Below are 24,433 nucleotides of genomic sequence, written 5' to 3' on the forward strand. Positions count from 1 at the left end.
GGCATTGCCCTGAGCAGCGGCTCGCACCTGCAGGTAGCCGCGCAGGACAACCTGATGCTCAACGCCGGTGGTGAAGCGGACTTGAGTGTGATGAAGCGCTTGTTCATCGGCGTTGGTCAGGGGCTCAGCCTGTTCGTGCGCAAGCTGGGGATCAAGCTGATCGCCAACCAGGGCCCGGTCACCGTGCAGGCGCAGAACGACACGCTGGAGCTGCTGGCCCGCAATGGGCTGTCGATCACCAGCACGGAAGACGAAATCAGCATCACGGCCAAGAAGAAGATCACCCTCAATGCTGGGGGCAGCTACCTCACCCTGGACGCCTGCTGCATCGAGGCCGGGACCGAGGGTGATTACAACGTCAAGTCGGCGTACTTCGACTACAGCGGCCCGGCCAGCATGAAGGCCGCGCACCCGGAATATCCCAAGCGCCAGACACCGCAGCGGATGACACTGAAGCTACCCCAAGTCCCCAACGCACCTACGGCCACCTGGAACGGCATGCCCTACACGCTCTTGGCAGGCGGGTCTGTGTTGCAACAGGGGGTGATGGACGATAGCGGCATGCTGGAAGTTGACCATCAAGTCGTGACCCGTCAGTACCAGGTGCGCTTTGCCAACAACGTCAGTCTGCGGATTCCGGTCCCGGAGCAGTACCGCAACGTCGAGCAAGGTCATCTGGCCAATCGTGGCCTGCGACGCCATGGCTCAAGTACCGACAGCGAAGTCAATCAGCTCGATGCGCAGCGTATCGAGTACGCCACTCTGTTCACTCAGGACGACCCAGCATGAGCCAGCATGAAGCCGTTTTTCCCATCGCGTTCCAGCACACCAACGAATGCACGCTGACCCCGCCCTGGTTCCTCGACCAAGAAGGTTGTTACCCCATGGCACTTGCGCGCTACATCCCTCTGGTCAACGGCGAGGAAACCTTCCGCGCCGTGCACCTGGCCATAGCCGACGCGCAGAAGTCGATCGACATCATCTGCTGGGGCTTTCAGCCGTCGATGTACTTGATCCGCGACGGAAGTGCCCCGTGCCTGGGCGAGTTGCTGCTGGCCAAGGCCCGTGAAGGCGTGCAGGTGCGCCTGCTGGGTTGGGAAATGCCCTTCAACACCGCCGGTTTCGCTGGCGAGGCCAACCTACCAGGCAAGGGGCTGCTGCGGCTCTGGGATCGCACCTTGCAGAGCTCGACCGAGGCGCAGTATGCATTCGACCGTGACTGGTTCAAGTTATGCGAGGCCGCTGACGGCAAGGCCGCGGCTCGCGTCGACAGTGGCTACCCAGTGTTCGTCAGCCGTGGTTTCAGCGGGGGTGAGCGCGCCGAAATCGCCTACCGAGCGAAGTACCACAGTCTCGACCCGCACATCAGCAGCAGCATGCACCTGGCGTTGATGTCGGCTGCCACTCATCACCAGAAGAGCGTGCTGGTCGACTACGAGTTGCCCGGCATCGCCGTCGGGTTCGTCATGGGGCATAACTTCCTCGACGAATACTGGGACACCGACGATCACTCGGCGCTCAACCGCAGCGAGCAGACCAAACCGGCCCCTGATCGCGGTCCACGTGGCGTGCAGCCACGCCAGGACATTTCCAGCCAAATCAGTGGCCCGGTGCTGGAGCACCTGCACGCGAACTTTGCCTCGGCGTGGCGCAAGGAGACCGGGGAAGACTTGTTCATCACTCGACAGGCGAAAGTGGTGGGCAAGGCGCTGAACCTCAAGACGGGCAGCGGCCAGCGGCTGATGTGCCAACTGCTGCGAACCCAGCCGCAGGAGAAGAAATTCGAGATCGAACCGCTGTACCTGCAGGCGGTGAACAACGCCACCCAGTTCATCTACATCGAGAACCAGTACTTCCGTTGGCCGCCGCTGGCCGAGGCGATCAAGCAGGCCGCAATGGACCAGACCTGCGGCGGGCGCGATCCAGGTCTGCATGGGGCCTTGCACCTGTTCGTGGTCACCAATGCCACTGACGACGGCATCGGCGCGGGCACGGTGAACACCCAGCGGATGATCGAGGGCCTGGGGCGGGCCGAGACCATCCCGCAGGTGACCAAGCTGCGGCGGATCGAGCAGGTGAAGAAGAACGCGCCACCGCGCCCCAGGCTCGATGGGCCGAATGACTACATGGGCCGGCGTGCTCAGGAGAAGTGGCAGGCCGAACTGGATGGGCAGATCAAGGAAATCCAAGAGAGCACGATCACGCCGGAGGAGATACCGGGGTTGAAGGTGCATTTGTGCTCGTTAGTGGCGCCGGATTCCCCTGCGGGGCAGCCGTGGACGCCGGTGTATATCCACTCGAAGTTGATGATTGTGAACGATGTGTTCACCACCCATGGCTCGGCGAATATCAATACGCGAAGTATGCAGGTAGACAGCGAACTCAATATTGCCCACGAGTGGGCGAGTGAAACGCAGAAGTTGAGACGGCGGTTGTGGAAGCTTCATACGGGCGGTGAGGGAGTGCAGGATGATCCTGGTCAGGCATTTGAATCTTGGGAGGAAATTCTTCAGGACAACAAAGATCGCTTAAATCTCAAAGACTCACCGAGATGCCCTGTAATTAATTTTGTTTACGATAAAGCAAATCTGAGGAATTTAGATTGAGGTATTGGTTTGTTCTATTTTTTTGTTGGCTTTTAAGCGCTTGCAATGTGGGTGGCGCTACCCGTTATGATAAGGATCAAATTGTGGACTCATTGGATGGCGTTAATGCCAAGCTGGCGTTTTTCTGTGCTCATGAAAAAACGCCCGAGATGACGAGTGAGGCTGATATGGTCTTCAAGTATGCGCGGTGGTTGCAAAAGAATAACCAGCTCAGAAGAGATTCTGTCGTTAATGCAGAGATTGAGCGGTTATACCGTATTGGTGCTGAGCATGGTCATTTCAAGGCCAATATCAATTTACAAAATGGCGCGATGCGAGGTCACTTCAAGCTGAAAGGTCATGAACATTTACGCTTGAGTGAGCAGTTGATTGAAAGGGGGGTCGCGACCGGATATCTATTTGTAGCATACTTCCTCCAGCAGGGGGCTGCAGGGTTGCAGAAAGACCCTGAAATGGCACTGCGTTATTTTCGCAAAGCTGCTGATGAAGGTAGTTCACAAGCCCAGTATTACGTTGCCGAGAAGCTAGCTCCAATTGAAATTGCACCAGAGATTGCTCAGCAGATGCGCAGATGTGCTGCAGAACAGGGCCACCGTGAGGCGGCTGTTGCATTAGCGGTAAACTTGAAGCGGAAGGGGTTGTATCGAGATGCTATCGAGGTTTTTCAGCTCGGAATTTCTGCAGGGAATAGCACTTCTGCTTCATTTTTGGCCAAAGGATTCAGCGGCCCTGAGCCGACTAATACGCTGCATTTTCTTGGACAGCAGCAAGATCTTGAGCGCGCGGATCGCTACAAAAAAATCTGGAAAGTACTTGCGAATTACTCCTACGCCGATCCTAAAGTTCCGGAAATTAACGACATCGTCCCGCTCCCTCCGGCCAAACTGCCGCCATGGGACGGCAAGCTCCAATGGCTTGAATCTCGCCTGGCAAACATTCCGCCTGAGAAACCTAGCGAAGCGCTGATCCACAAGCTGGCCAAAGAAAAAGTGCTCGATCCGGCCACCGGCAAACCCATGCCAGGCTCACCCGCCTTCAGCAAGGCCAACTTCCCGATCATGGTTTGCGCCAGTGGTCAACCTTGTCCTGAAAGTGGTTATTGGAAAGTTATGATCAATAGCTGGGAAGATCACATTCAGTATTTCAATGAAGGAGAGGTCATGCCCACATATTTGATGACTTGGACTGATTATCGCCCATGGCCACTGCGGGACAAGCTCATGCAGCGCGATGAGCGTGTTAATTGGGGGATGCTGGGATGAAGTTCTTGATTTTTATGTCATGTTTGCTCTTGTCTGCCTGCAGTATAGGTGAGGTGGCTAATCGGGGAGTCGAGCAGAAGTCTTTACTTGAAGATGAGTTGCAGAGGTTTAATAATCTGCCGGAAACCCCGTGGGGGAGATACCCATTGATGATGATTTTTTAACTGCACAGTTTGAAAGCAAAAAATTCGAGTGCCGAAATGTAAATCAGTTTACACCTAAAGACGATGTAGCAGCAGAGCGTGCCTTTGAGCAGTTTGTGACGTATTCAGAGCATTCAGAGCATTCAGAGTCAGATGATAAATTTTTCATGGACGCAGGGAATAGGGAGCGGCGAGAGGCGTTATTAACTACTGCGCTCGAAGCCGGGAGCTGGAAAGCCGCTTATGTGGATGCTGTGTGGTCAGCGCGCTTCCCTAAAAAAGGTGAAACCACCGCTGACGGGCTGGCGCGAGTTCGGGGTCTGGCTGAAAAGGGCATACCGATTGCTATTCACAAGTACGCTTCGTATATTTTTGTTGACAGGAAGGCATCGTACTTCGCCCATGATGCTGCTATTGATCGTGGCAGCCCGCATTCGATGACTTCGATTGCCAGTCGAATTCTGAAGAGAACGAAGGAATTGCGCCCTTTGGCCAAGCAGCTCTTGGAATGTGCTGTAAGTCAGGGGCATGGTGCGGCGTATGAACCGTTGGGGCAGATCGCGGAAAGTGAAGGGCGTAGGCTGGATGCCTATCGGTTATGGGCAGAAGGGGTCAACAAAGGATGTCTCGAGTGCGTGAAGAACATGAGAGTGCTCGGCCTGGTGCGCGCGGGAAGCTCTGATAGGCCGGTGAACGAAGCGGCTGCCTGGCAACGTCTTGCGTTGCGTAGCGGTGATCCGGGTTTTCTGGCGCTTGCTTATGAGAAGGACGCGGAGGGGAAGGTTAAAGACAAAACGCCCGAGCTAACGGCTATCTGGAGCTACTACAATAAGGTCGGTCAGTTTGGTGAAACTGCACTTGAGGAGTTTGAAAGAAAACTACCGGATGATTTGTTGTTTACGTTGAATGATATTGAGTTGCTGGATTTGCTGAAATATGAAGAGCAGTTGTTACCGTTGCAAGATTCGCTCTTCTGATTGAGGCCTGGCGTGTCTACACTGGCTGCGTCACTGAGGGCGGTTTGAGCGGTCCTTTCCTCCACCGCAACACCGGAGATCGGCAAATACACGACCAAGCGTGCTCGGTCACGCAGCCAGCCGTTCCGCAACCCCGCGTCGTTTTCAGATTGAATGCGCAATATCGAGTCTTGAGGGCACCCCCGTCGCCTGCGCAGCGAACTGCTTCGCCAACAAACATTGGCACGGGCGCAGGGCTTCTGTTGTTGGTTGGAGTCAAGGGCAATGCTGCGAAGCGGGACCTGCAACCTACCAAACTGGGGCCGGCGCTCCTTCTGCCAGTACGATCCAGGGATCACCGTAATGCGGTGGAAGGCTTACTGTTTGGCTGCTGCATGGCAGGGCGACTGCGCCATTAAACAAGTGTGCAGGTTGCTGGGACGACGCAGCGGTAGAGGGCAGCATGGGGTATCTCTTCTGAGCGTGTCGTTGCTCAACCTGCCGGAGGACAGGTGGCGGACATAGTGCCCAGATCGGGTACGGCTCTGGAAATACAATAAATGTCTTTGTCTGATATCTGGCCGTAAACAGGGAGCGAATCGACAACCTTGAGTAGGCTTTTCCTGCTCATCGATCAGAATAAACGCTTGAAACTGCTGATTAATACTTTGCAACTATCACCGCCACCCGCAAATTAATATTTTACTTGCGCCCTCCGCTCGCCAATCCTCAGCGCCACTTTTACCAGAGGGCGAGTCGATGTTAGTTCACACCGACCAGGATTACGGCGTGCTCAAGGCTGCGCAGCGCGAGCTTGAGCAGCAAGTGGGGCATGTTCCCGACACCGAGTTTTATCAACGCAAGTTGCAGGAAGTCTGGGCGCGCGCACAACAAAGCGCCCACTACGGACCTATCGGCGACTACAGTTTCGCGGCATTCGAACAATTGCCGCCGACACCCAAGGCCTTGCTCAAGGGCCAACCCTTGAACTTCTGCACGGTGCAACTTGGCGAGGCCGCCAAGTACTACGCCACCACCGGCACCACCGGCGAGCCAACGCCGACACCGCGGCTCAAAGAGGACATCATCTGGAACGCGGTCAGCGTCGCCAGCCACTGGCGATCGGTGCTGCGCCCTGGCGCCCGGGTGGCCAACCTGATGCCCTCGGACATCGTTCCGGTGGGTGACCTGATCGCCAACGTCTGCGAATACCTGGACATATCCCACGTGCGGCTATACCCGTTCACCACGGGTATCACCGACTGGGAGCGGGTGTGCAGCACCTTCGCCACCTATCGACCCAGTGTGATGTTCATCGCCCCCGGGGTGCTGGTGCAGCTGACCCGCTACCTGAAACAGCGCGAACTGTTGGCGACGTTCGCCCAGTCGGTGCGGTCGATCATGCTGCTGGGCGAGGTCAATACCCAGCCGTTCCGTGAACGCCTGGCCCGTTGGTGGCAGTGCGAGGTGTTCGATGCCAGCTACGGCAGTACCGAAACCGGCACCCTGGCGGCGGTGGGGGATGATCAGCAGATGCGCCTGGCCACCGCGACCAACTATTTCGAACTGCTGTTGCCCGACGGCCGATTGGTCACCCCGGCGCAAGGCCTGACCGGCCGGCTGGTGGTCACGCCACTCAACCTTTATGCGCGCCCGCTGCTGCGCCTGGACACCGGTGACAGCGTAACCATCACCGCGCCATGGGAGCCCGGTAGGGCGAGCCCGACCGTGCTGATCAACGGGCGCGACAACGACAGCATCGTCGTGGGCGGTGTCGGTCTGGAGATCCGTGCGGTCGAGGAGGTGGTGTACGGCACCTGCGATGCCACCGGCTATGTCATCGAAGTCGATCGCCGCAGCGACAGCGCCGCGCTGATTCTCGAGCGTGACGTGAGCTGGGACAGCAGCCAGGAACCCCACCTGCAAGCCCGATTGATCGAACGCTCCGAGCAACACATGGGCCTGCGCTGGAGCCGTGTGCTGTTCGTCAACAACCTCTCCGCGCTGAACAAGAGCGGCGCCTCGCAAAAGAGCTGGAAGAAGACCAACTTGCGTTTTGTCGGGGGCCAGCAATGACGCCACCGCGCTTTCCGCAAGGGCAGGGCACGGCCAACGGCCAGCCTGATTTGTGGTGCACCTATGCAGCGATACGCACCTTGGCATGGACCGAACGGCTTGAGCAGGTCGACGCTCCGGCATTGCAGGCTTACATCCAGTCGCGGCGCAACCGCGATGGCGGGTTTGCCTGGAGCAAGGGCATGCCGTCCGACGCCTGGGCAACCTTCTACTGCACCGAAACGCTCAAGGACCTGGGTGTTGCTGTCGAGCGCAGCGACGAGACCGCTGCCTGGCTCCATACACTGTTCGATGGCGATGCGTATGCCATGTGCCCTGGTCAGACGGCCGACGTCTGGGCCAGCCACTATGCGCTGCGCACTTTGATCGAGGTGTGCCAGGGCCAGGTGCTGGATACCGCACCTTTGTATGCCTGGCTGGAGGGCCTGCAGTGCGCCAACGGCGGCCTGAGCTGGTCGGCCGATTTCGCCCGTCGCAACCTGGCCGACACCCGCGCCTGCTTCTACGGGGTGATGGCAGCGCGGGCCCTGGCACGTCAAGGGCTGCCAGCGCCGCAATGGGACCTGCCGCAGCTGATCGGCTGGCTGCAGGCGCAGCAGCTGGACTGTGGCGGCTTTCGTTTCAGCGAAGCCGCAGAAGTGCCGTGCCTGTGGGCGACCTATCGCGCTACGGCCAGCCTCGCCGCATTGCAGGCGCAACCCTTGGCTCGCCGGCGCTGCGTCGCGTGGATCGACGGCCTGCGCGGGCCGAGCGGTGCCTTCGTGCGTTGGGCCGGCTACGACGGCGAGGATGTCTGGGCGGCCTTCTGCGCGGTGGGTTCGCTCAAGGCGCTGGGCGAGCCGGTTGCGCACCTGGCCGATGACGTGGCGGCGTTCATCGCCACCTTGGCGATGCCCCAGGGCGGCTTCACCTATCGCCAGGCAGACACGGCCGCCGATGTGCTCACAACGGCGGCTGCCGTGCTGGGTGGCAGCCTGTCGGCGGCACAAAGTGAAGCTGCTTTGCGCTGGATCGAGGGCTGCCAGATGCCCAACGAGCCGGGGATCATGTACATGCCCGGTCGCGGTGCCGAAGTGCGTTGCACCAATTGGGGCCTGGCTGCCGGTGCGTTCACAGGGCAGGCCGGGCCGCGCCAGGCGATCGGTCACTGGCTGGCCTCGCTGCAGAACCCCGACGGCGGCTTCGGCTTCTGGGAGGGCCGCGGATCGGACATGGTGTCCACGGCTTCGGCGGTGTCGATCTTGCGTCAGCTGGGTGACAACAGCGGTGTAGACCTCGCGGCAATCGAAACCTACGTGGCCAGCTGCAGGCAAGTGCAGGGTCATGCAGTGTTCCCGCGTGGCGAAACCTCTTTGCGCGCCGGGCTGCAGGCGCTGGGTTGTCTTGCCTATATCGGCCACGACGTGACTCAGGCAGCAGCCGAGTTACTGGCAGAGCACAAAGTGCGCCAGGGCGGTTACGCCAACCACGGCCAGCGCATTCCCGACCTGCTCAGCACTTACCAGGCCGTGGCACTGGCCGCCGACTTCGGCCTGCCGGTGGACCTGCCGCACCTGCGTTTCTTCCTCGACAAGGTGCGCGGCGCAGCCGGGCATGCCTGGTCGCCATTGTTCCTGCAAGGAGTCGATGCGCTGTCCAGCTGCCTGGGCCGCCTGCTCGAAGCCTTTGCGGACGGCCAACGTGAGCGCCTGCCCAACCTGCAGCTTTCGTAAGGAGCCGCCATGCCCACCCTTAATGTTTCCTGCGCGCCGCTGCAACCGCTGCAGCGCAAGCGCCTGGCCCTGGCGTTTACCCGCCAGCTCAAGGACCTGAGCGCCGAGACCGCCCACTGCATGGTGTTCTTCAACCCCTTGCCCCAGGACTGCGTCTTCAGCGCCGGCATGCCGATGCCCATTGCCGACCGCGAGGGGGCACCTGCGCAGTTCCATGTGCGCATCACCCTGTCGGCGGCGCGTGACCGGCTGGCCCATCAGGCACTGGCCGAAGGGCTGCACGCGTGCCTGCGCAGGCACTACCCGAACGCCTTCATCTACCTGCAGTTCGACCCGATCCTGCCCGAGCACGTGTTCTTCAGTGCCGGCGCGCCATTGCTCAACGCCGCCCACCCGCAAGGAAACACCGACTCGTGAACGACCTCAGCATTGCACAGCGTATCCACCAGACCCTCGGCCAGTTGCTTGGCGAGCAGATCGACACCATCGGCCCGCGCGACAGCTTCCGCGACTTTCTCGGCGAGCGCTTCGACAGCCTCATGGCCGTCGAAGTGATCACCGCCATCGAAGGGGCATTCGACATCGAGGTGGACTACCTCAGCGACGACGTACGCTTCTGGTTCGAAACGCTGGAAAAGATGGCGCAGTTCGTGGCGCAGAAACGTGAAGATCAACTGACCCTGCAAGGTGCCGAGTGAACGCCGAGCATCTGTTTACCACCTCCGGCTCCACTGGTGCGCCGCGCCAATGGCTGCGCAGCCTGACGCAGATGGAGCGCGAGGCGGCCTTGATTCTCGGCCGCTGGGCGCCCGAGGCGCGGGAGATCCTGGCCTTTGCGCCAACCAGCCACAGCTACGGGAAGATTCTCGGCGAAGTCGGTGCGCGGGTCGTGAACGCGCGGCTGCAACGCTGTTCGCTGGAGCAGCAGCGGCTGCCGGTGCTCGACGGTGAAGGCACCTGCGTGATCCTCGCCATCGCCAGCACCTGGCACCTGTTGCCGGCGTTGCTGACCCGCCTTGCGCCACGGCGCTCGGTGCTGGTGGTGCACAGCGCTTCGTTACTGCCGCCAGGGGCATTGGTCACGGTGCAGCGGCATGCCGGGCCCCAGGTGCGCTTCGTCGAATTGCTGGGCGCCACGGAGACCGGTGCCATGGCCTACCGCGAGCTGGATGCCAACAGCACCGCCGAGCAAGCTTGGACACTGCTGGACGATGTCCGCTTGCTCAGCCCGCCTGGGCAAGTCGGCGCCCTTGAAGTCGCCAGTCCTCGGATCGCGCGGGAATACGGTCAGGCCAGCGCGCCAGCCACGCACCGCTGCGATGACCAGGTACGGGTGCTGGACCCGCGCCGCTTTCAGTGGCTGGGCCGCGCCAGCAGCCTGATCAAGGTCAACGGCCTGCGCCTGGACCTGGCACGCATGGCCAGTGAACTCGGCCAGCACCTCGATTGCCCGGCGCTGGCGTGCGTGGCCGTGCGCGATGCCTTGCGCGGCGAAGCCTTCCAGGTGCTGTTCAGTTCGGCCACGCTGAGCGAGCGTGCGGTGCTGGATGCCTTCGCGCAATTGCCCCCAGGCCATCCGCGCCCGGTTGCGGTTCGCCGCGTCAACCATCTGCCTTTATCCGCCACCGGCAAACCTCAGCCGTGGGCGGCCTCTACCTCTGTCAAGGAATACACCCATGACCCACGCTGATACCCAAGCGGCCATCGCCGACTACCTGGCCACCTGCGGCGCCGACCCCAGCACCGGCCGCGAGCAACCCGAATACCTCGGGCTCAGCCTGCGCAAGCGACATGAAGTGCTGCAGCGTACCCCGGCCCTGGCGGCCGAGTGGGCAGCCCAGTACGCACACTGGTCCGTACACGCCGACAGTCACTACCGCTGCCTGACCAGCACTCGCGTGGCCGAAGCACCGTGGTATCGCCTGGGGGTCAAGGACACGGTGGATGTCGCGGGCCTGCCGACCCGGCTGGGCCTGCGCAGCTACCGCCACTATCCCCAGCGCAGCGCCGAGGCACTGACCTTCCTCGACCCGCGCATCGCCTTGACCTGCAAGGTCGCCACCACCGAACTGAACATCGCGTTTGGTGCAGGCTGCCGCAACCCGCATTTCCCGACCATCGACCCGTCGGGCTCCAGCACAGGTTCCGCGGTGTCGGTGGCTGCCGGCCTGTGCGATATATCCCTGGGCACCGATGTGCTCGGCTCGGTGCGCTGGCCGGCGTCGCACTGCGGCATGGTCGGCCTGCGCATGACCCAGAAGGCCGCGAGCCTGGTCGGGGTATTCCCGCTGTCGCCGCGCATGGACGCCCTGGGCTGGGTGACCCGCAGCGCCGATGACCTCGACCTGCTGTTCCCGCTGCTGGGCCTGGAGCCGCTGCTCGGCCAGCAACAGCCGCTCAAGGACCGCTACCGCGTTGCGGTTCTGGAACATGCGCTGGACCCAGCACTGACCAGCCCGGCGATGCTCGACATGCTCGGTCAGGCTCGCAGCGCACTGGCCGACCTGGGCATGGCCGGAGGTGTTGTCGCCATGCCTGAGCTGTGGGCCTGCCGGGGCGACGCCTGGCAGCTGTGCGCGCGCGATGCCTGGCTGGCTTCGGCGGCCTGGGCGCGCCGTTTCGACTGCGAGCTGCACTGGTCGACGCTCAGCGCGCTCAAGGTGGGCGAGGGCGTCAGTGACGGTGATTACCGGCGTATCCATCAGCGCATGGACAGCATCCGCGCTGGCATCGATGCCTGGTTCGACGAAGCCCAGGTGGACTTCGTGGTGTTCCCGATGGACCCCAACCGGCCGTTCGATCGGCGCCACCCGCAGCCCGGCGACTCGACCATCCCATCGCCGGCCGAGCCCGGCTATGAGCAGAAGATCAGCTTCACCCCGCTGGCCAGCTTCAGCGGCCTGCCGGCGATCACCGTGCCGATTTGCCTGAGCGCCGACGGCCAGGCGCCGCTGGCCGTGCAGATCATGGGCCGACGCGACAGCGAGCGACAGCTGCTGGACATCGCCAAACGCCTGCAGGCCGTGACCGGCCTGCTGCCAACCCGTCGACTTCAGGCGTAAGGAACAGAGCATGTGTGGAATCACAGGCTGGGTGGACTACACCCGCGATTTGACCCTGGCCGACCAGGCCATTGGCGCCATGACCGACAGCCTGGCCCTGCGCGGGCCGGACGCCAGTGGCAGCTGGCAGCACCGCAATGCCCGGTTGGGCCACCGACGGCTGGCGATCATCGACCTCAGTGGCGGCGTCCAGCCGATGACCTACCGCTGTGCCAGCGGCGAGGAAATCGCCCTGGTCTATACCGGCGAGGTCTACAACCACAACGAACTGCGTGAGCGCCTGCGCAAGGCAGGCCACCTGTTCCATACCCGCAGCGACACCGAAGTGGTGCTGCACGCCTACCTGGAGTGGGGCGAGCAATGCTGCGAGCACCTGACCGGGATGTTCGCCTTCGCCGTGTTCGACGGGCGTGACGGCCACTTCCTGCTGGCGCGTGACCGTTTGGGGGTCAAGCCGCTGTACTACGCCCGGCACCAGCAGGGGCTGCTGTTCGGCTCGGAAATCAAGGCGATCCTGGCTCATCCGGAGTTCACCCGCGCGCTGGATGTGGTCGGCCTGGTGGATGCCCTGAGCCTGTCGCGTGGCACCGTGCGCTCGGCACTGCGTGGGGTCGACGAACTGCCGCCTGGGCACCGGCTGTCCTGGCGCCCCAATGGCCAGCCGAAGCTCAGCCGCTACTGGCAACTGCAGCGGCGTGAGCATCAGGACGACCTGGCGACGACCGTGCTGCGCACCCGCGAACTGCTGAGCAAGGCCTTGGGCGAGCAGCTGTACGCCGATGTGCCGGTGTGTTCGTTGCTCTCCGGTGGGCTGGATTCCACCGCCCTGACCGCCTTGGCGCAGCAGCGCCTGGGCGCGGCGCAGGGCGGCAAGGTCAAATCGTTCTCGGTGGATTTCGTTGGCCAAGCGGAGCAGTTCCAGGGCGATGCGTTTCGCCCCGAGCGCGACCAGCCCTATGCCTTTGCCGCTGCCGAGTACATCGGCAGCCAGCACCAGACCATCCTCATCGACAACCGGGAATTGGTGGACGATGCCGCGCGCAGGGCGGTGTACCGGGCCAACGACTCGGCGGCCACGTTCGGCGACGTCGACACCTCGCTGTACCTGCTGTTCAAGGCCATCCGCGCGCATTCCACGGTGGCCATTTCCGGCGAGGCGGCAGACGAGGTGTTCGGCGGCTACGCCTGGTTCCGCGACCCCGAGGCACTGGCGGCGGCGCGCTTCCCTTGGCTGTCGCGCATGCAGCTGCTGCAGCCGGCGCTGATCAACCCGGACTTCAATCGCCTGTGCGACTTCGCCCAGTATCAGGACACCTGCTACCACCAGGCGCTGGACAGCGTCGAGCACCTGCCGGGCGACAGCGCGCAGGAGCGGCGCATGCGCGAGATCGGCCATATGCACGTGCAGCGCTGGCTGCCGATCCTGCTCGACCGCAAGGACCGCCTGAGCATGGCTGCCAGCCTCGAAGTGCGGGTGCCGTTCACCGACCATGAACTGGTGGAGTACGTGTACAACGTGCCCTGGGCGATCAAGGGAAAGGACGGGGAGGAAAAGTGGCTGCTCAAGCAGGCCTGTGCGGACATCGTGCCGCCGGCGGTGCTGCAGCGGCGCAAGAGCCCGTACCCGACCTCGGCCAACCTGGCCTACGAGCGGTTCTTGCGTGCACGGGTTAGGCAATTGCTGGGGGAGACGGGCAGCCCGGCGTTCCAGGTCATCGACCGGGCGCGCCTGGCGGCTGAGCTGCGCCAGCCCGAGGGGTACTTCAACTCGCAGTTGCGGCGCAACAACCTGGAGACGGCGCTGGCACTGGATACCTGGCTGCGCGAGTACCGGCTAGCGGTGTAGTTCGGGCAGCGCGCTGCCATCCAGAATCACCGGGTTCTGGATGGTGTCGGTGAAGCGCCGTGGCGCCCCCAGGTCGAGCATGGAGATGAAGCTGCCCAGGGCCGGGGAGGCGTTCTGGATGTTCCAGTTCATGTACAGGCCCATGGTCGGCGTGGGTTGGTCCTTGATCGGCCGGATCGGGCGGAACTGCACGCGGTCGCGCAACGTGGAGTAGGCAATCGATTCCGGCACCAGGGCGACGCCGAAGCCACAGGCCACCAGACCGATCAGGGTGTGGATCTGCGCCGCCTCCTGGACAATCTTGGGGTAGAAACCGGCCGATTCGCACAGGGCGATCAGTTGGCTGTGGTAACCGCTGCCCAGCGGCTGCGGGGTGAACACGAAGTCCTCCTCGGCGAAGTCGCGCAGGTCGACCAGCGCATGCTGCGCCTTGGCGTGGTTGGCGGGCAGGGCCATGACGATCTGCTCGTTGAGCAGCAGGCGCGATTCGATGGTCTCGGGGGGCATCGGCAGCTTGCGCATGAAGCCAATGTCGGCCTCGCCGGCCATCAGGGCCTTGGCCTGGGAGGCCGAGGGCATCTCGCGGATGGTCAACCGCACGTTCGGGTAGATTTCGCGGAATCGCTTCAGGGTGGTGAGCAACGACTCGTAATAGGCAATGGAGATGGCGGTGATGGTCAGCTTGCCGCAGATGCCTTCGGACACGTTGCGCGCGTACTCGATGCCCTGTTCCAGCTCCTTGAGCGTGCGGTAGGCAGTTTCCAGGAACGCCGTGCCGGCCGCGGTGAGCTTGACCCCGCGTTTGTTGCGCAGGAACAGGCTGAAGCCCAGCTTCTCTTCGAGTCGGTTGATCGCCTGGCTCAGGGGAGGTTGCGCCATGTGCAGGCGAATGGCTGCTTTGTGAAAGTGCAGTTCCTCGGCCACGGCAATGAACTGCCTGAGCAAACGTGTCTCGATCATTCTACGTTCCTTCATCGAGTCGAGCGGGGGCCGGTGTTGCGTTCTCCAGCGCCCAGCCGTGCAAGGCGGCCATGATATAGGTGCGGGGGCGCTGGGTGATATTCGTGAGATATCAAAGTTGCATGCTTTTAATATTAAGTCATTGATTTTTTTATTGTTATCGTAAAAAGGAGAATTCGAAGAGCTTTAGAATGCCCAGCACAGACCCCTTCATGAACAAAGTGGCCATCGTCACCGGTGCTGCCCAAGGCCTTGGCCTGGACTATGCGGCGGCGCTGGCCGCGCGCGGCGCCCGTGTGGTCATCAGCGACCTGGGGACCGACCGGTCTGGCGAAGGGCAGGACCCTTCGGCGGTCAGCGTCGCCTTGCAAGCCCTGAAGGACAAGGGTTTCGATGTAATCGCTCATGTCGGCCAGCTGGAAAACGAAGACGAATGCCGGCAGCTGGTGGAACTGGCCATCGCCCAGTTCGGCGCGTTGGACATCCTCATTCACAACGCCGGCTGGGTCGACTACCAGGGCATCGAGACCCAGGAGCAAGCCTTTCTCGATCGTGCCCTGGGCATCAGCGTGCATGCCCCGGTGTGGCTGGCCAAGCATGCCTGGAAGCACCTGAAGCATTCCGCAGCCCCGCGCATTGTGCTCACGACCTCGGACCGCGCCATGTACCAGCGCTACTCGCAGCCTGGGCTGGTGGCCTATTCGGCGGGCAAGATGGCCCAGGTCGGCATCATGAACGCCCTGAGCATGGAGGGCCTGGCGCACGGCATCCTGGTCAACGCCATCTCGCCGGTGGCCAAGACCCGCATGTGGGGCGTGACGCTGCCGCCGGAGGAGCTCAAGCCCGAGTGGGTCACGCCGGGCGTGCTCTACCTGGCCAGCGCATTGTGCCGCGACACCGGTTACATCCTGCGCGCCAGCAACGGCCAGTTCACTGCCACGCGCTTCAGCGAGAACAGCGGCGTCAGCTACCCGCGTGACCTGGCGCGGGTCGAGGCCTCGAGCCTGGCTGAAGTGGCCGAGCGCTGGAGCAGCATCAAGGAATGCCATTACCTGCCGTTCAAGGTCGCCAACACCCGCACCGACCTGGGCGAAAGCCCGGTCTGGGATCCCCGTAGCGGTGCCTTGTACTTCGTCGACCTCACCGGCGGGCGCATCCATCAGCTGCTGCCCGATGGCGAGGTGACGGTGCTGTACGAATCGGCCGCGCGGATCGGTGCGCTGGCATTGACCGACCAGGGCAACCTGATCTTCACCGAAGACGCCAGCGTGGCGATCCTCGACGTTGCGCGGGGCAAGGTGCGGCAGTACTCCGCATCGGTGCACCACCGCTCCAGCTACCGCTTCAACGATGGTGCGTGCGATCCGCAGGGGCGATTCGTCACGGGCTTGATGGATGAAGGGCCAAGCGGCAAGACCGGCGCGTTGTTCCGTTTCGATGGCGAGCTGCACGACGAAGTGATCCACGATGACCTGGCGTTACCCAATGGTCTGGCCTGGTCGCAGGACGGGCTAACGCTGTTCTTCGTCGATTCGGTCAGCCGCTCGATCTATCGCGCCGAGTACCTTGAGGAAGGCCGCCTGGAGCATGTCACGCTGTTCGCCGAGACGCCGGCAGAACTGGGACGCCCCGATGGCATCGCGCTGGACCGTGAAGGCGGGTTGTGGGTCTGCCAGTTCAATGGCAGTTGCCTGTTGCGTTATGACCGCCACGGGCACCTGACCGACCAGGTGGTGATGCCCGTGCCTCGCCCGACCAGTTGCTGCTTCGGGGGGGCGGCCATGGATACGCTGTACATCACCACCGCGCGCTTCGGTATGTCGCCTGCCGAACTACGCCATTACCCCGATGCCGGCGACCTCTATGCGATTCGCCCGGAAGTAGGCGGCCTCGCGCGCTTCGCGTTCAAGGAATGAGGCTTTGGCCCTGGCTGGGTGGCAGCATGGCCAGCTCACCGAAGCGTTGCGCCGAGTCGATGTAGCGCAGCGCCGACTTGGCGTCTTTCCAGCCAACGTAACTCATCAATGACTTCAACTCCCAGCCGTTGGCCGTGGCCCAGGTGGCAAAGCCGCGGCGCAGGGAGTGGCCCGTGTACAGCGCAGCAGGCACCCCAGCCCGCGCTAGCATGCGCCGCAGCAGGCCGACCAGGCTGTTGCTGTTGAGTGCTGCCTCGCCCAGGTTGCCCCAGCGGTCGAGCTTGCGGAACACCGGGCCGTGGGCAATCCCGGCCACCTCGATCCACTGCAGGTAGGCCGTGACTGGGCACAACGCCTTGAGCGCCGGCGTGCGATGCTGTACGCCCAGCGCTTCGCGGTCACCCTTGCTGCGTGGCAGGAACAGGGTGATGCCGACACCGGCTTCGGCCTGGATGTGCTCGATGCGCAAGCGCGCCAGTTCGTCACCGCGAAAGCCTCGCCAGAAACCCAACAGCAGCAGCGCGGTATCGCGGCGGGCGCGGCGCAGGGTGGGCAGATCGTGGCGCTCACGGGCCTGGCGGGCTTCTTCCTCGAAACACGCGACGGCAGTCTGCAGGTGTTGCAACAGCAGGGGGGCGGCCTGCTTGGGCGGGGTCGGGTGCAAGGTGCGGATGCCGCGCAGTACCTGGCGCACCAGCGGCGCTTTGGTCGGGTCGGGAAAGCCCTGGCTGATGTGCCATTGGCTGAGCGCTGCGAGGCGTTGGCGCAGGGTGCTGACCGCGTGCTGTTCGGCGTGGTCGGCCAGGTAGCGGGCAATGCTCTCGGCGGTGGCCGGCAGAAAGCCACCCCAGTGCGCCTCGAAATGCTCGATGGCGGCCTGGTAGCTGCGCCGGGTGTTGTCGCGGGTGGCGGCGCGGACGTAGCGCTCGATGTCAGTCATGGTCGGTGAGGTGGTGATGGTGGGTGACACGATAAAGGTTATTGGCGTGTCTGTCCCGGCCCTACCGCCGGCAAGCCGGCTCCCACAGGTACCCCACAGCATTCAAGAACTGTGGGGTACCTGTGGGAGCCGGCTTGCCGGCGATAGGGCCCTCACAGCATGCATGACTTTTCCTCGACACCATTGAAAGGCGGGTACTCACGCAACTGCACGGGCGACAACGGCCGGCTGAAGTGATAGCCCTGGGCAATGTCGCAGCCGGCCAGCTTCAGGCACACCACCTGCTCGCGGGTCTCGACACCTTCGGCCACGACCTCCAGGCCCAGGCGCTTGGCCAGGATGATGGTCGAAGAGACGATCGGGCTGTCGTCGTAGCTGTTGGAAAGGGGGGCGATCAGTGCGCGGTCGATCTTCAGCTTGCTCAGGGGCAGCGACTGCAAATGGGCGAAACCGGCGTAGCCTCGGCCAAAGTCGTCCAGGCTGATACCCAGGCCCGCCGCGCGCAGGCGCTGCAGGTGTTCGACGGCGGCACCTTCCGGATCGAGGATAGTGGTTTCGGTGATCTCCAGCTCCAACCGCTGCGCGGCGATGCCATGGCGCTGCAGCTTGGCCAGCAGACGGCTACTGAAATCGCCTTGGCGCAGTTGCAATGCCGACACATTCACCGCCAGGCGGCTCTCACGGCCCTGGGCGTTCCAACGGGCCAGCTCTTCGCAGGCCAGGCGCAATACCTCCCAACCCAGCTCGACGATGAACCCGCTGCGCTCGGCCAAGTCGATGAAACGGTCCGGGTACAGTAGCCCGAACTCGGGATGGTCCCAGCGCACCAGCGCTTCGTAGCCCAGCACGCGCTGGGTGTCGAGGCGTATCTGCGGCTGGTAGTGGAGCACGAACTGGCGCCCGGCCAGGGCGCTGCCAAAGGCTTGTTCCAGGGTGAAGGCCTGGATATCGGTAACGTTCAACGAAGGATCGAAAAAGCGGTACTGGGCGCGCCCGGCCTGCTTGGCGGAATACATGGCGGCATCGGCGAAACGGATCAGGCTGTCGATTTCCTGCCCGTCCCGGGGGCAGATGCTGACGCCGACGCTGGGGCTGGTGTTGACCTCCTGGCCATCGAGGGCATAGGTGGCCGACAGCTTCTGCACCAGGTGGCGCACCCAGGTGTTGATCTGTTCTTCGCTGCGCTCACCGGCCAGCAGCACGACGAATTCGTCGCCGCCAAAGCGCGAGGCTTCGTCACCCGGCTCCAGCAGGCGCTGGATGCGCCCGGCCACGGCTTGCAACAGCAGATCGCCGACCTTGTGCCCGAGTGAGTCGTTGATCGACTTGAAGCGGTCCATGTCGATGAACAGGATCGCCATCAACTGGCGCTTGCCGCGTTGCCGGGTCAGGGCCTGGCCTGCGACCTCGACGAACTGGCGGCGGTTGTGCAGGCCGCTGAGGTGGTCGGTGGCGGCGGCGTGGCTGCTGCGCCGATGTTCGTCTTCCAGGCGCCCGATCAACTGCTGGTTGATCTGCTGCGCATGCTCCAGGGCGCTGAAGGCCTCTTGGCGCTTGCGCAGCAGGCGCAGGGTCCAGGCCAGGCTGGCGAGAATCATCAGGGTCATGCTCAGGTTCAGCCAGTACTGGCGCGTGTAGGCCAGCGCGGACGGCGCAAGGATCTCGTCATGACGCTGGCTGACGACCACGCTGAAACCGCGCTCGGCGACACGCCGGTAGACGCTCTGGTAAGGGGTGCCGGCAGCATACTGGGTGAATAGCCCGGATGCGTTTTCGGCGTCCTGCAGGCCTGGTTCGAAGCTGTCGTCCGCCACCACCACGCCACTGCTGTCGATACGCAGGCGTTCCTCGCCGTTGTCCTGCAGCAGGCGCATCAGCCCGCTATTGCCCAGGTCGATGTGCTGGAACAGTACGGCCAGGTAAGCGATGTCCAATTGCACCACGAGAATATGATCGATCTCGCGACCTTGCAGGTCGGTCAAGGGCAGCAGGAAGGGCAGGCGCCAGTTCGGCATGGCGCCAGGGTTGCTGTCGGGCGTGATGCGGGGCAGGAAGGGTTTGAAACCGTAGCGGGCGACGTGCAGGTTCAATTGCTGGAGCCAGTCTGCCGGCAGTTCCGTAGCTTCGCCGCCATGGCTCGCCGAGCGTAGCCGACCCTGCCGGTCATACAGGCTCATGCGCTTGAACACCGGGTCCTCGGCGAGCAGACGGGCCAGGCTGTGGTTGTCCTGGCGCAGCACCTTCAGGTCGTCCTGGGTCACCCGGCCCACGGCCTGGGCCCGGTCGACCAACTGGCTCAAGCTCTCGGCGACAAGGCTGGCCAGGTTCAGGTGCGCAGCTGCCTTGGCCGACAAGGCATCCTGGCGCGAGGCGGCCTTCTGGGAGAAGTGCAGCCCCCAGAGAAACGTCAAGGTGGCGGCGCAGAGCATCAGGATCAACAGGCGTAGAAGGCCTGTGGACGAGAGCGAACGGCGTATCACGGCTGGTATTCCCGACCCTGGGTAGTGGGCGAAAAATACGACAGGCAGATGACAGGTGAATGACGCAGTGGCAATGTGCCTTTAATGGTGAGCCGCGCGCCACAGAGGGCGCGCAGGTGATCGTCAAGCAGCGTGCGCCGTCCCTTTGAGCATTTTCTTTTGTGCTTGCATGGCTTGGCCCAGTTGCTCCAGCACATCCTTGCCCAGCAACTTCTTCGCCGTCGGCAACAGCTCGACTTCTTCCTCTTCGATGTGGTGTTCGAGCAGCTCCTTCATGACCTTCACCCGACCGGCAAAGGCCACGGTGCCGGTTTCGGTGTGCAGCAGGTCGGGCAGTACCAGCGAATCGACGGTGCGATGTTCTTCCTTGGCCTCGTAGTACATCTTCGCTTCTTCCTTGCCCCCGGCCTGTTTGATGGCCGGGTAGAGAATGTCTTCCTCCAGCGCGGTATGGATCTGCAGTTCGTGTTCGATGCGCTGCAGCAGTTCGGCACGTTTCTTCACGGCCCGCTCGGTGGTGGTGGACAGTTCCTCAAGCAGTTTCTTGACCAGCTTGTGATCCTGCATCAGCAGCTCGATGGCATTCATGGTGGTACCTCATCGTGGGTAACAAGATCGCGGCTTACCTGCCATGGAGTGGGCCGCAAGTGGCAGGGTTCAATGCTGACGATGGCCGGTGTTCGCGGTAAGACCTGCTGCCACAAAGCTGGCGCGATTCCTGTGGGAGCGGGCCTGTCCTCTGAGGTACGAATGCGGTTTTGAAAGCGGTAGTTTTCCGTGTGGGAGCCGGCTTGCCGGCGATAGGGCCCGAACTGTCTACGCTGGGCGAAAGTGCTGTGACTGTTACGGCCCTTCGCCGGCAAGCCGGCTCCCACAGAGTTCGCGCTAAGTCACTGCGCTTTCAGTGCCGTTTGCCGCGTAGCAGCGCCAGCGCGCAGCCTCCCAGAATCGTCACGGCTGCAATCATCAACCAGGGTGCAGATGGCTGCCGCTTGCCGCGCAGTGAGCCACTGTGTCGCCAGTCGGCTTGCACCAGCGTGGGCGTCTCGGCCTGATCAATGATGGGCTCGCGAGCCCAGTCCTGGATGCTGATCAGCTCAAGTACCGTGCCGTCCACCAGGGTGAGCTTGAGGTCGGCGATATCCCCAGCGATCCGATCGGCGAAGACCGGCTCGCCCGTGGCATCGAGGTTGTCATAGATGAAACGCTGGCCCTCCAGCCAGCCGATAGCAGTCAGAAGCTCCGGGCCCAGGAAATACTTGCCGTCGAGGAAGAAGCCGGGGAACTGATGTGCGCGCTCCAGTGCTTCAACCCGGTAGCGCTTGCCTGGTTTCATTCCGGTTGCCGTCGCTAACATGGTCAATCCTCCTGTTCTCGCGTCAGATGGTGTCAGGCCCCAGTATGCCGGCAGCGGCCCCGGGGACGAGGATGAACTTGCGGCAGTGCTGACGATGAAGCAGCAGAAGCCGACACGGCGACGGCCGGGGCGGCGCGAGCCGATGCACCAGGCAGCGGCTAGGGTCACCAGCATGGCAGGCCATTGCAGCAGGTCTATCATCAGCGCCATTGGGTATTCACCTCGAAAAATGCCTACGCTGCCTTGCGCAATGCCTCGATGAGTTCACCCTTGCGCATGGTCGAGCGACCGGCGATTCCTTGTTGGCGCGCCCGATCCATCAGCGCTTGCTTGGTCATGTCTTCCAACGGCTGTCCGGGCCGGGGCACGCCGTTTTTGGTGGCCACGGCCCGACGCGCCGACGATTCGCGCGCCTTGGCCTTGGCCGCCGGGCTTTTCTTCTGCCCCGAACCACCCTTGCGTTCGCCGCCGCCAGACTGCTTGTTGACCGTTGCCCAGGCGCGTGCCTCGGCTTCCTCCTTGGGTACGCCCTTGGCCTCGTAGCCTTCTTCGATGTGCTCGGCCTTGCGTTTCTGCTTGTCGGTGTACTTGTCTTTGTCTCCACGGGGCATGGTGATTCTCCTTTTGCTTCTGTGTGTGTTTACAGCTGCACGTGCGGTTCGACGCCAGGTTCAGTGACCAACTCGCCGTCCAGGCCGAGCTTGCCCAGCAGGCGACGCGCATCGAAGGGGGCGTGCACCTTCTGGTCGTTGTCGAAATAGCAGTACACGTCACGCGTGGTGCGCTTGGTCGGGGCGCGGGGCACCACCAGCTCGGCATCTTCCGGCTGGCCGCCCTCGGCCCACGCCTGGATGCGCATCCGCCAACGGCGCAGCGCCCTGGCGGTGTAGCCGCTGCTGTAGAGCTCGACATCGCCATGCAGGCGCATGTAGATGAAATCGGCGGTCACATCCTCGACATAGGGCCACTTGCCGGCACTGTCGGCGACCACCAGCGCCACCTTGTGCTTGCGCAACAAGCCAATGAAGGTGTCGCAGAGGAAACTCGGATGGCGGATCTCCACGGCATGGCGCAGACGCGCATTGCCGCCAATGGCGGTCCCTGCGTTACCTTGCAGGCGTTCGGCTGCCTGTTTGGCGCAGGCCCGGGCGGCCTTGCGGTCTTTGGGCAGCTTGTCGAGGAAGTCGCTGAAACGCTGGGCGTCGAATTTCAGTGTCGGGGGAAACTGCCAAAGGAAGGGCCCAAGCTTGTCGCCCAGCAACAGCGGGCCCGAGGCAAAGAAGTTGGCCAGCGCTTCATCGATTTCCTTGAGCCTGCGCACATGGGTGATATAGCGCGGTGCCTTGACCGAAAACACGAAGTCGTCTGGCGTCTGGTCGCGCCACTGGCAGTAGCGTTCGGGGGTCTGCAGCGCGTAGAACGAGCCATTGATCTCGATGCTGTTGACCGCCCGCGAGGCGAACGCCAGCTCGTCATCCTGGCGCAATCCCTCGGGGTAGAAGTCCTTGCGCCATGGGCCATAGCGCCAACCGGAAATTCCAATGCGAATGTCACTCACGGGGGCATCCTTCATTCGTGCACTCATCACTGACGACCGGGGCCACGTCGAACGGGTTCAGCAAGGTTGACGAATGGGCAACCGAGTGAACCGCAGCGTACGGAACGACCGGAACGGGGAAACAGTCGAAAAAGGACTCGATGCACCACTCTGAAAGGCAGCCGCGCAGATGACCTTCATCGTCTGGTTCGCCATGCTGGGCGCCGTCTTGTTGATGCTGGCGCTCTCTTCCTCCTACTTGCGCTGGATGCCGGTAACGTCGTCGGTCGTGTGCCTGGGGCTGGGAATAGGCCTTGGCCCTTCCGGGCTGGGCTTGCTGCAGCTCGACGTCGCCAAATCGAGTGGCTGGATGGAGCACCTCACCGAGGTCGCGGTACTGTTCTCACTCTTTTTCAGCGGCTTGAAACTGCGCTTGCCGCTGTGCAATCGCAGATGGTGGCTGGCGTTCTGTCTGGCTGGGCCTGTGATGTTGATCTGCATCGGGGGCGTGAGCCTGGTGCTGCATTACGGCCTGAACCTGGGGTGGGGCCTGGCGGTGTTGATCGGGGCGATTCTTGCCCCTACCGACCCTGTCCTTGCGACCCTGGTGCAGGTGGTCGATGCCCGGGACGACGACCCGGTTCGTTTCAGCCTGTCGGGGGAGGCGGGGTTGAACGATGGCATCGCCTTTCCCTTCGTCATCCTGGGCTTGCTGCTGCAACAGGATACCGGGCAGGCGTGGCTGAGCGACTGGTTGATCAAGGACATGCTCTGGGCGGTGCTGGCCGGGCTGCTCTGCGGCTACTGGATGGGGCGCGGGCTGGGCAAGCTGACGCTCTACCTTCGGCTGCGCAACGACGACAGCACCGTCTCGCCGAACGACTATCTTGCCTTGGCGCTGATTGCCATGGCCTACGTGATTGCCGAGTCCCTCCAGGGTTATGGCTTTCTGGCCGTGTTCGCCGCCGGTTTGGGATTGCGCCAGGCCGAAGTGCAGACGTCAACCAACCCACATGAACCTGCTGCCGAACACTTGGTGCAGCCCGTGGTAGGGCACCAGCACGTCGCGCCAGAGCTAGCGGTGAAAGGGGATGTGGCGCATCTGGACGACTCGCAGATCGCCGCCGGGATCATGTTGGGCGACATGTTGGCTTTTGGCAGCCTGGTGGAGCGATCGATGGAAGTTTTCCTGGTGACCTTGCTCGGCGTGGTGCTGCTGGAGCATTGGGACTGGCGTGCGCTGATCGTCGCCGGGGCGCTGTTTTTCGTGATCCGCCCTCTGAGCATTTTGCTCATTCCGTCGCGGGGGATGTTGAATTCACTGCAGCGGGGGCTGATGGGGTGGTTCGGTATCCGCGGCATCGGCAGCTTCTACTACCTGTTCTACGCGCTGAACCACGGCTTGCTGCCCGCTTTCGCGGTGGAGAGTACCCAGCTGGTCCTGTCGGTCGTGGGGTTGAGTATCTTGCTGCACGGGCTCAGCGTGCAGCCGCTGCTTGCCCGATACGAAGCGTTGAAGAGCCGTGCTTCCTGATCTCGGACAGCCCAAGGCCGGTCATGGCAGGCATTGGGCTGGTCGA

Annotated in this window: 20 protein-coding genes and 1 pseudogene; 14 read left to right on the top strand and 7 right to left on the bottom strand. The window is 62.7% G+C overall.

Annotation, left to right across the window (positions count from 1 at the left end; translation table 11 throughout):
- The 11 genes from ACIPZB_RS05960 to asnB form a co-directional block, all read left to right on the top strand.
- The coding region (locus tag ACIPZB_RS05960; RefSeq protein ID WP_400639371.1) for a DUF2345 domain-containing protein at positions 1-789 on the top strand (789 nt) is incomplete at its 5' end.
- On the top strand, positions 786-2,606 hold the full coding sequence (locus ACIPZB_RS05965) for a phosphatidylserine/phosphatidylglycerophosphate/cardiolipin synthase family protein (RefSeq protein WP_400639372.1): 1,821 nt from the start codon (positions 786-788) through the stop codon (positions 2,604-2,606). The genes ACIPZB_RS05960 and ACIPZB_RS05965, both read left to right, overlap by 4 nt.
- An 83-nt stretch (positions 2,607-2,689) precedes the next feature.
- Positions 2,690-3,868 (top strand): sel1 repeat family protein, encoded by a 1,179-nt coding sequence (locus ACIPZB_RS05970; RefSeq protein ID WP_400639373.1) that lies wholly within the window; start codon positions 2,690-2,692, stop codon positions 3,866-3,868.
- Between the two features lie 130 nt (positions 3,869-3,998).
- On the top strand, positions 3,999-4,988 hold the full coding sequence (locus tag ACIPZB_RS05975) for a hypothetical protein (RefSeq protein WP_400639374.1): 990 nt from the start codon (positions 3,999-4,001) through the stop codon (positions 4,986-4,988).
- A gap of 738 nt (positions 4,989-5,726) precedes the next feature.
- A complete protein-coding gene (locus tag ACIPZB_RS05980; RefSeq protein ID WP_400639375.1) occupies positions 5,727-7,043 on the top strand; it encodes an AMP-binding protein in 1,317 nt (438 codons plus the stop codon).
- Entirely contained in the window at positions 7,040-8,755 is a 1,716-nt protein-coding gene (locus tag ACIPZB_RS05985; protein WP_400639376.1) for a prenyltransferase/squalene oxidase repeat-containing protein, read from the top strand. The genes ACIPZB_RS05980 and ACIPZB_RS05985 overlap by 4 nt, the downstream gene beginning before the upstream one ends.
- Before the next feature lie 9 nt (positions 8,756-8,764).
- Positions 8,765-9,172 carry a hypothetical protein gene (locus ACIPZB_RS05990; protein WP_400639377.1) on the top strand — a complete coding sequence of 136 codons (408 nt, stop codon included), beginning with the start codon at positions 8,765-8,767 and terminating at the stop codon, positions 9,170-9,172.
- The gene (locus ACIPZB_RS05995; protein WP_400639378.1) at positions 9,169-9,453 is read left to right on the top strand and encodes an acyl carrier protein; all 285 of its coding nucleotides are present in this window, start codon (positions 9,169-9,171) and stop codon (positions 9,451-9,453) included. The genes ACIPZB_RS05990 and ACIPZB_RS05995 overlap by 4 nt, the downstream gene beginning before the upstream one ends.
- Positions 9,450-10,445: an acyl-CoA synthetase gene (locus ACIPZB_RS06000; protein WP_400639379.1), complete on the top strand. Its 996-nt coding sequence runs from the start codon at positions 9,450-9,452 to the stop codon at positions 10,443-10,445. Before ACIPZB_RS05995 ends, ACIPZB_RS06000 begins: the two co-directional genes overlap by 4 nt.
- On the top strand, positions 10,432-11,817 hold the full coding sequence (locus ACIPZB_RS06005) for an amidase family protein (RefSeq protein ID WP_400639381.1): 1,386 nt from the start codon (positions 10,432-10,434) through the stop codon (positions 11,815-11,817). Before ACIPZB_RS06000 ends, ACIPZB_RS06005 begins: the two co-directional genes overlap by 14 nt.
- A 10-nt stretch (positions 11,818-11,827) precedes the next feature.
- On the top strand, positions 11,828-13,663 hold the full coding sequence (gene asnB / locus ACIPZB_RS06010; RefSeq protein WP_400639382.1) for an asparagine synthase (glutamine-hydrolyzing): 1,836 nt from the start codon (positions 11,828-11,830) through the stop codon (positions 13,661-13,663).
- Here the strand turns inward: asnB and ACIPZB_RS06015 are convergent.
- On the bottom strand, positions 13,652-14,623 hold the full coding sequence (locus ACIPZB_RS06015; protein ID WP_400639383.1) for a LysR family transcriptional regulator: 972 nt from the start codon (positions 14,621-14,623) through the stop codon (positions 13,652-13,654). The genes asnB and ACIPZB_RS06015 overlap by 12 nt on opposite strands.
- Positions 14,624-14,835: 212 nt before the next feature.
- On the opposite strand from ACIPZB_RS06015, the pseudogene ACIPZB_RS06020 reads away from it, so the two are divergent.
- Both ACIPZB_RS06020 and ACIPZB_RS06025 read left to right on the top strand, forming a co-directional pair.
- Positions 14,836-15,420: pseudogene (locus ACIPZB_RS06020) on the top strand (SDR family NAD(P)-dependent oxidoreductase); the annotation flags it as partial.
- A 9-nt stretch (positions 15,421-15,429) separates the two neighbouring features.
- The gene (locus ACIPZB_RS06025; protein ID WP_400639758.1) at positions 15,430-16,539 is read left to right on the top strand and encodes an SMP-30/gluconolactonase/LRE family protein; all 1,110 of its coding nucleotides are present in this window, start codon (positions 15,430-15,432) and stop codon (positions 16,537-16,539) included.
- Here the strand turns inward: ACIPZB_RS06025 and ACIPZB_RS06030 are convergent.
- The 6 genes from ACIPZB_RS06030 to ACIPZB_RS06055 form a co-directional block, all read right to left on the bottom strand.
- The gene (locus ACIPZB_RS06030; RefSeq protein ID WP_400639384.1) at positions 16,529-17,509 is read right to left on the bottom strand and encodes a site-specific integrase; all 981 of its coding nucleotides are present in this window, start codon (positions 17,507-17,509) and stop codon (positions 16,529-16,531) included. The two genes, ACIPZB_RS06025 and ACIPZB_RS06030, sit on opposite strands and share 11 nt — an antisense overlap.
- Before the next feature lie 122 nt (positions 17,510-17,631).
- A complete protein-coding gene (locus tag ACIPZB_RS06035) occupies positions 17,632-19,959 on the bottom strand; it encodes a putative bifunctional diguanylate cyclase/phosphodiesterase (protein WP_400639385.1) in 2,328 nt (775 codons plus the stop codon).
- A gap of 123 nt (positions 19,960-20,082) precedes the next feature.
- On the bottom strand, positions 20,083-20,547 hold the full coding sequence (locus ACIPZB_RS06040; protein ID WP_400639386.1) for a hemerythrin domain-containing protein: 465 nt from the start codon (positions 20,545-20,547) through the stop codon (positions 20,083-20,085).
- A 313-nt stretch (positions 20,548-20,860) separates the two neighbouring features.
- Positions 20,861-21,526, bottom strand: coding sequence for a hypothetical protein (locus tag ACIPZB_RS06045; protein WP_400639772.1), 666 nt, complete (start codon positions 21,524-21,526; stop codon positions 20,861-20,863).
- Positions 21,527-21,549: 23 nt separating this feature from the next.
- Positions 21,550-21,927, bottom strand: a complete 378-nt coding sequence (locus tag ACIPZB_RS06050; RefSeq protein WP_400639387.1) for a Rho termination factor N-terminal domain-containing protein — start codon at positions 21,925-21,927, stop codon at positions 21,550-21,552.
- A 29-nt stretch (positions 21,928-21,956) separates the two neighbouring features.
- The gene (locus ACIPZB_RS06055) at positions 21,957-22,874 is read right to left on the bottom strand and encodes a DUF72 domain-containing protein (RefSeq protein WP_400639388.1); all 918 of its coding nucleotides are present in this window, start codon (positions 22,872-22,874) and stop codon (positions 21,957-21,959) included.
- A gap of 169 nt (positions 22,875-23,043) precedes the next feature.
- On the opposite strand from ACIPZB_RS06055, the gene ACIPZB_RS06060 reads away from it, so the two are divergent.
- Positions 23,044-24,387 (top strand): cation:proton antiporter, encoded by a 1,344-nt coding sequence (locus ACIPZB_RS06060; protein ID WP_400639389.1) that lies wholly within the window; start codon positions 23,044-23,046, stop codon positions 24,385-24,387.
- Positions 24,388-24,433 lie beyond the last annotated feature (46 nt).

This window comes from Pseudomonas sp. NPDC089396 (genome assembly GCF_044749545.1).
Classification (GTDB): Bacteria; Pseudomonadota; Gammaproteobacteria; order Pseudomonadales; family Pseudomonadaceae; genus Aquipseudomonas.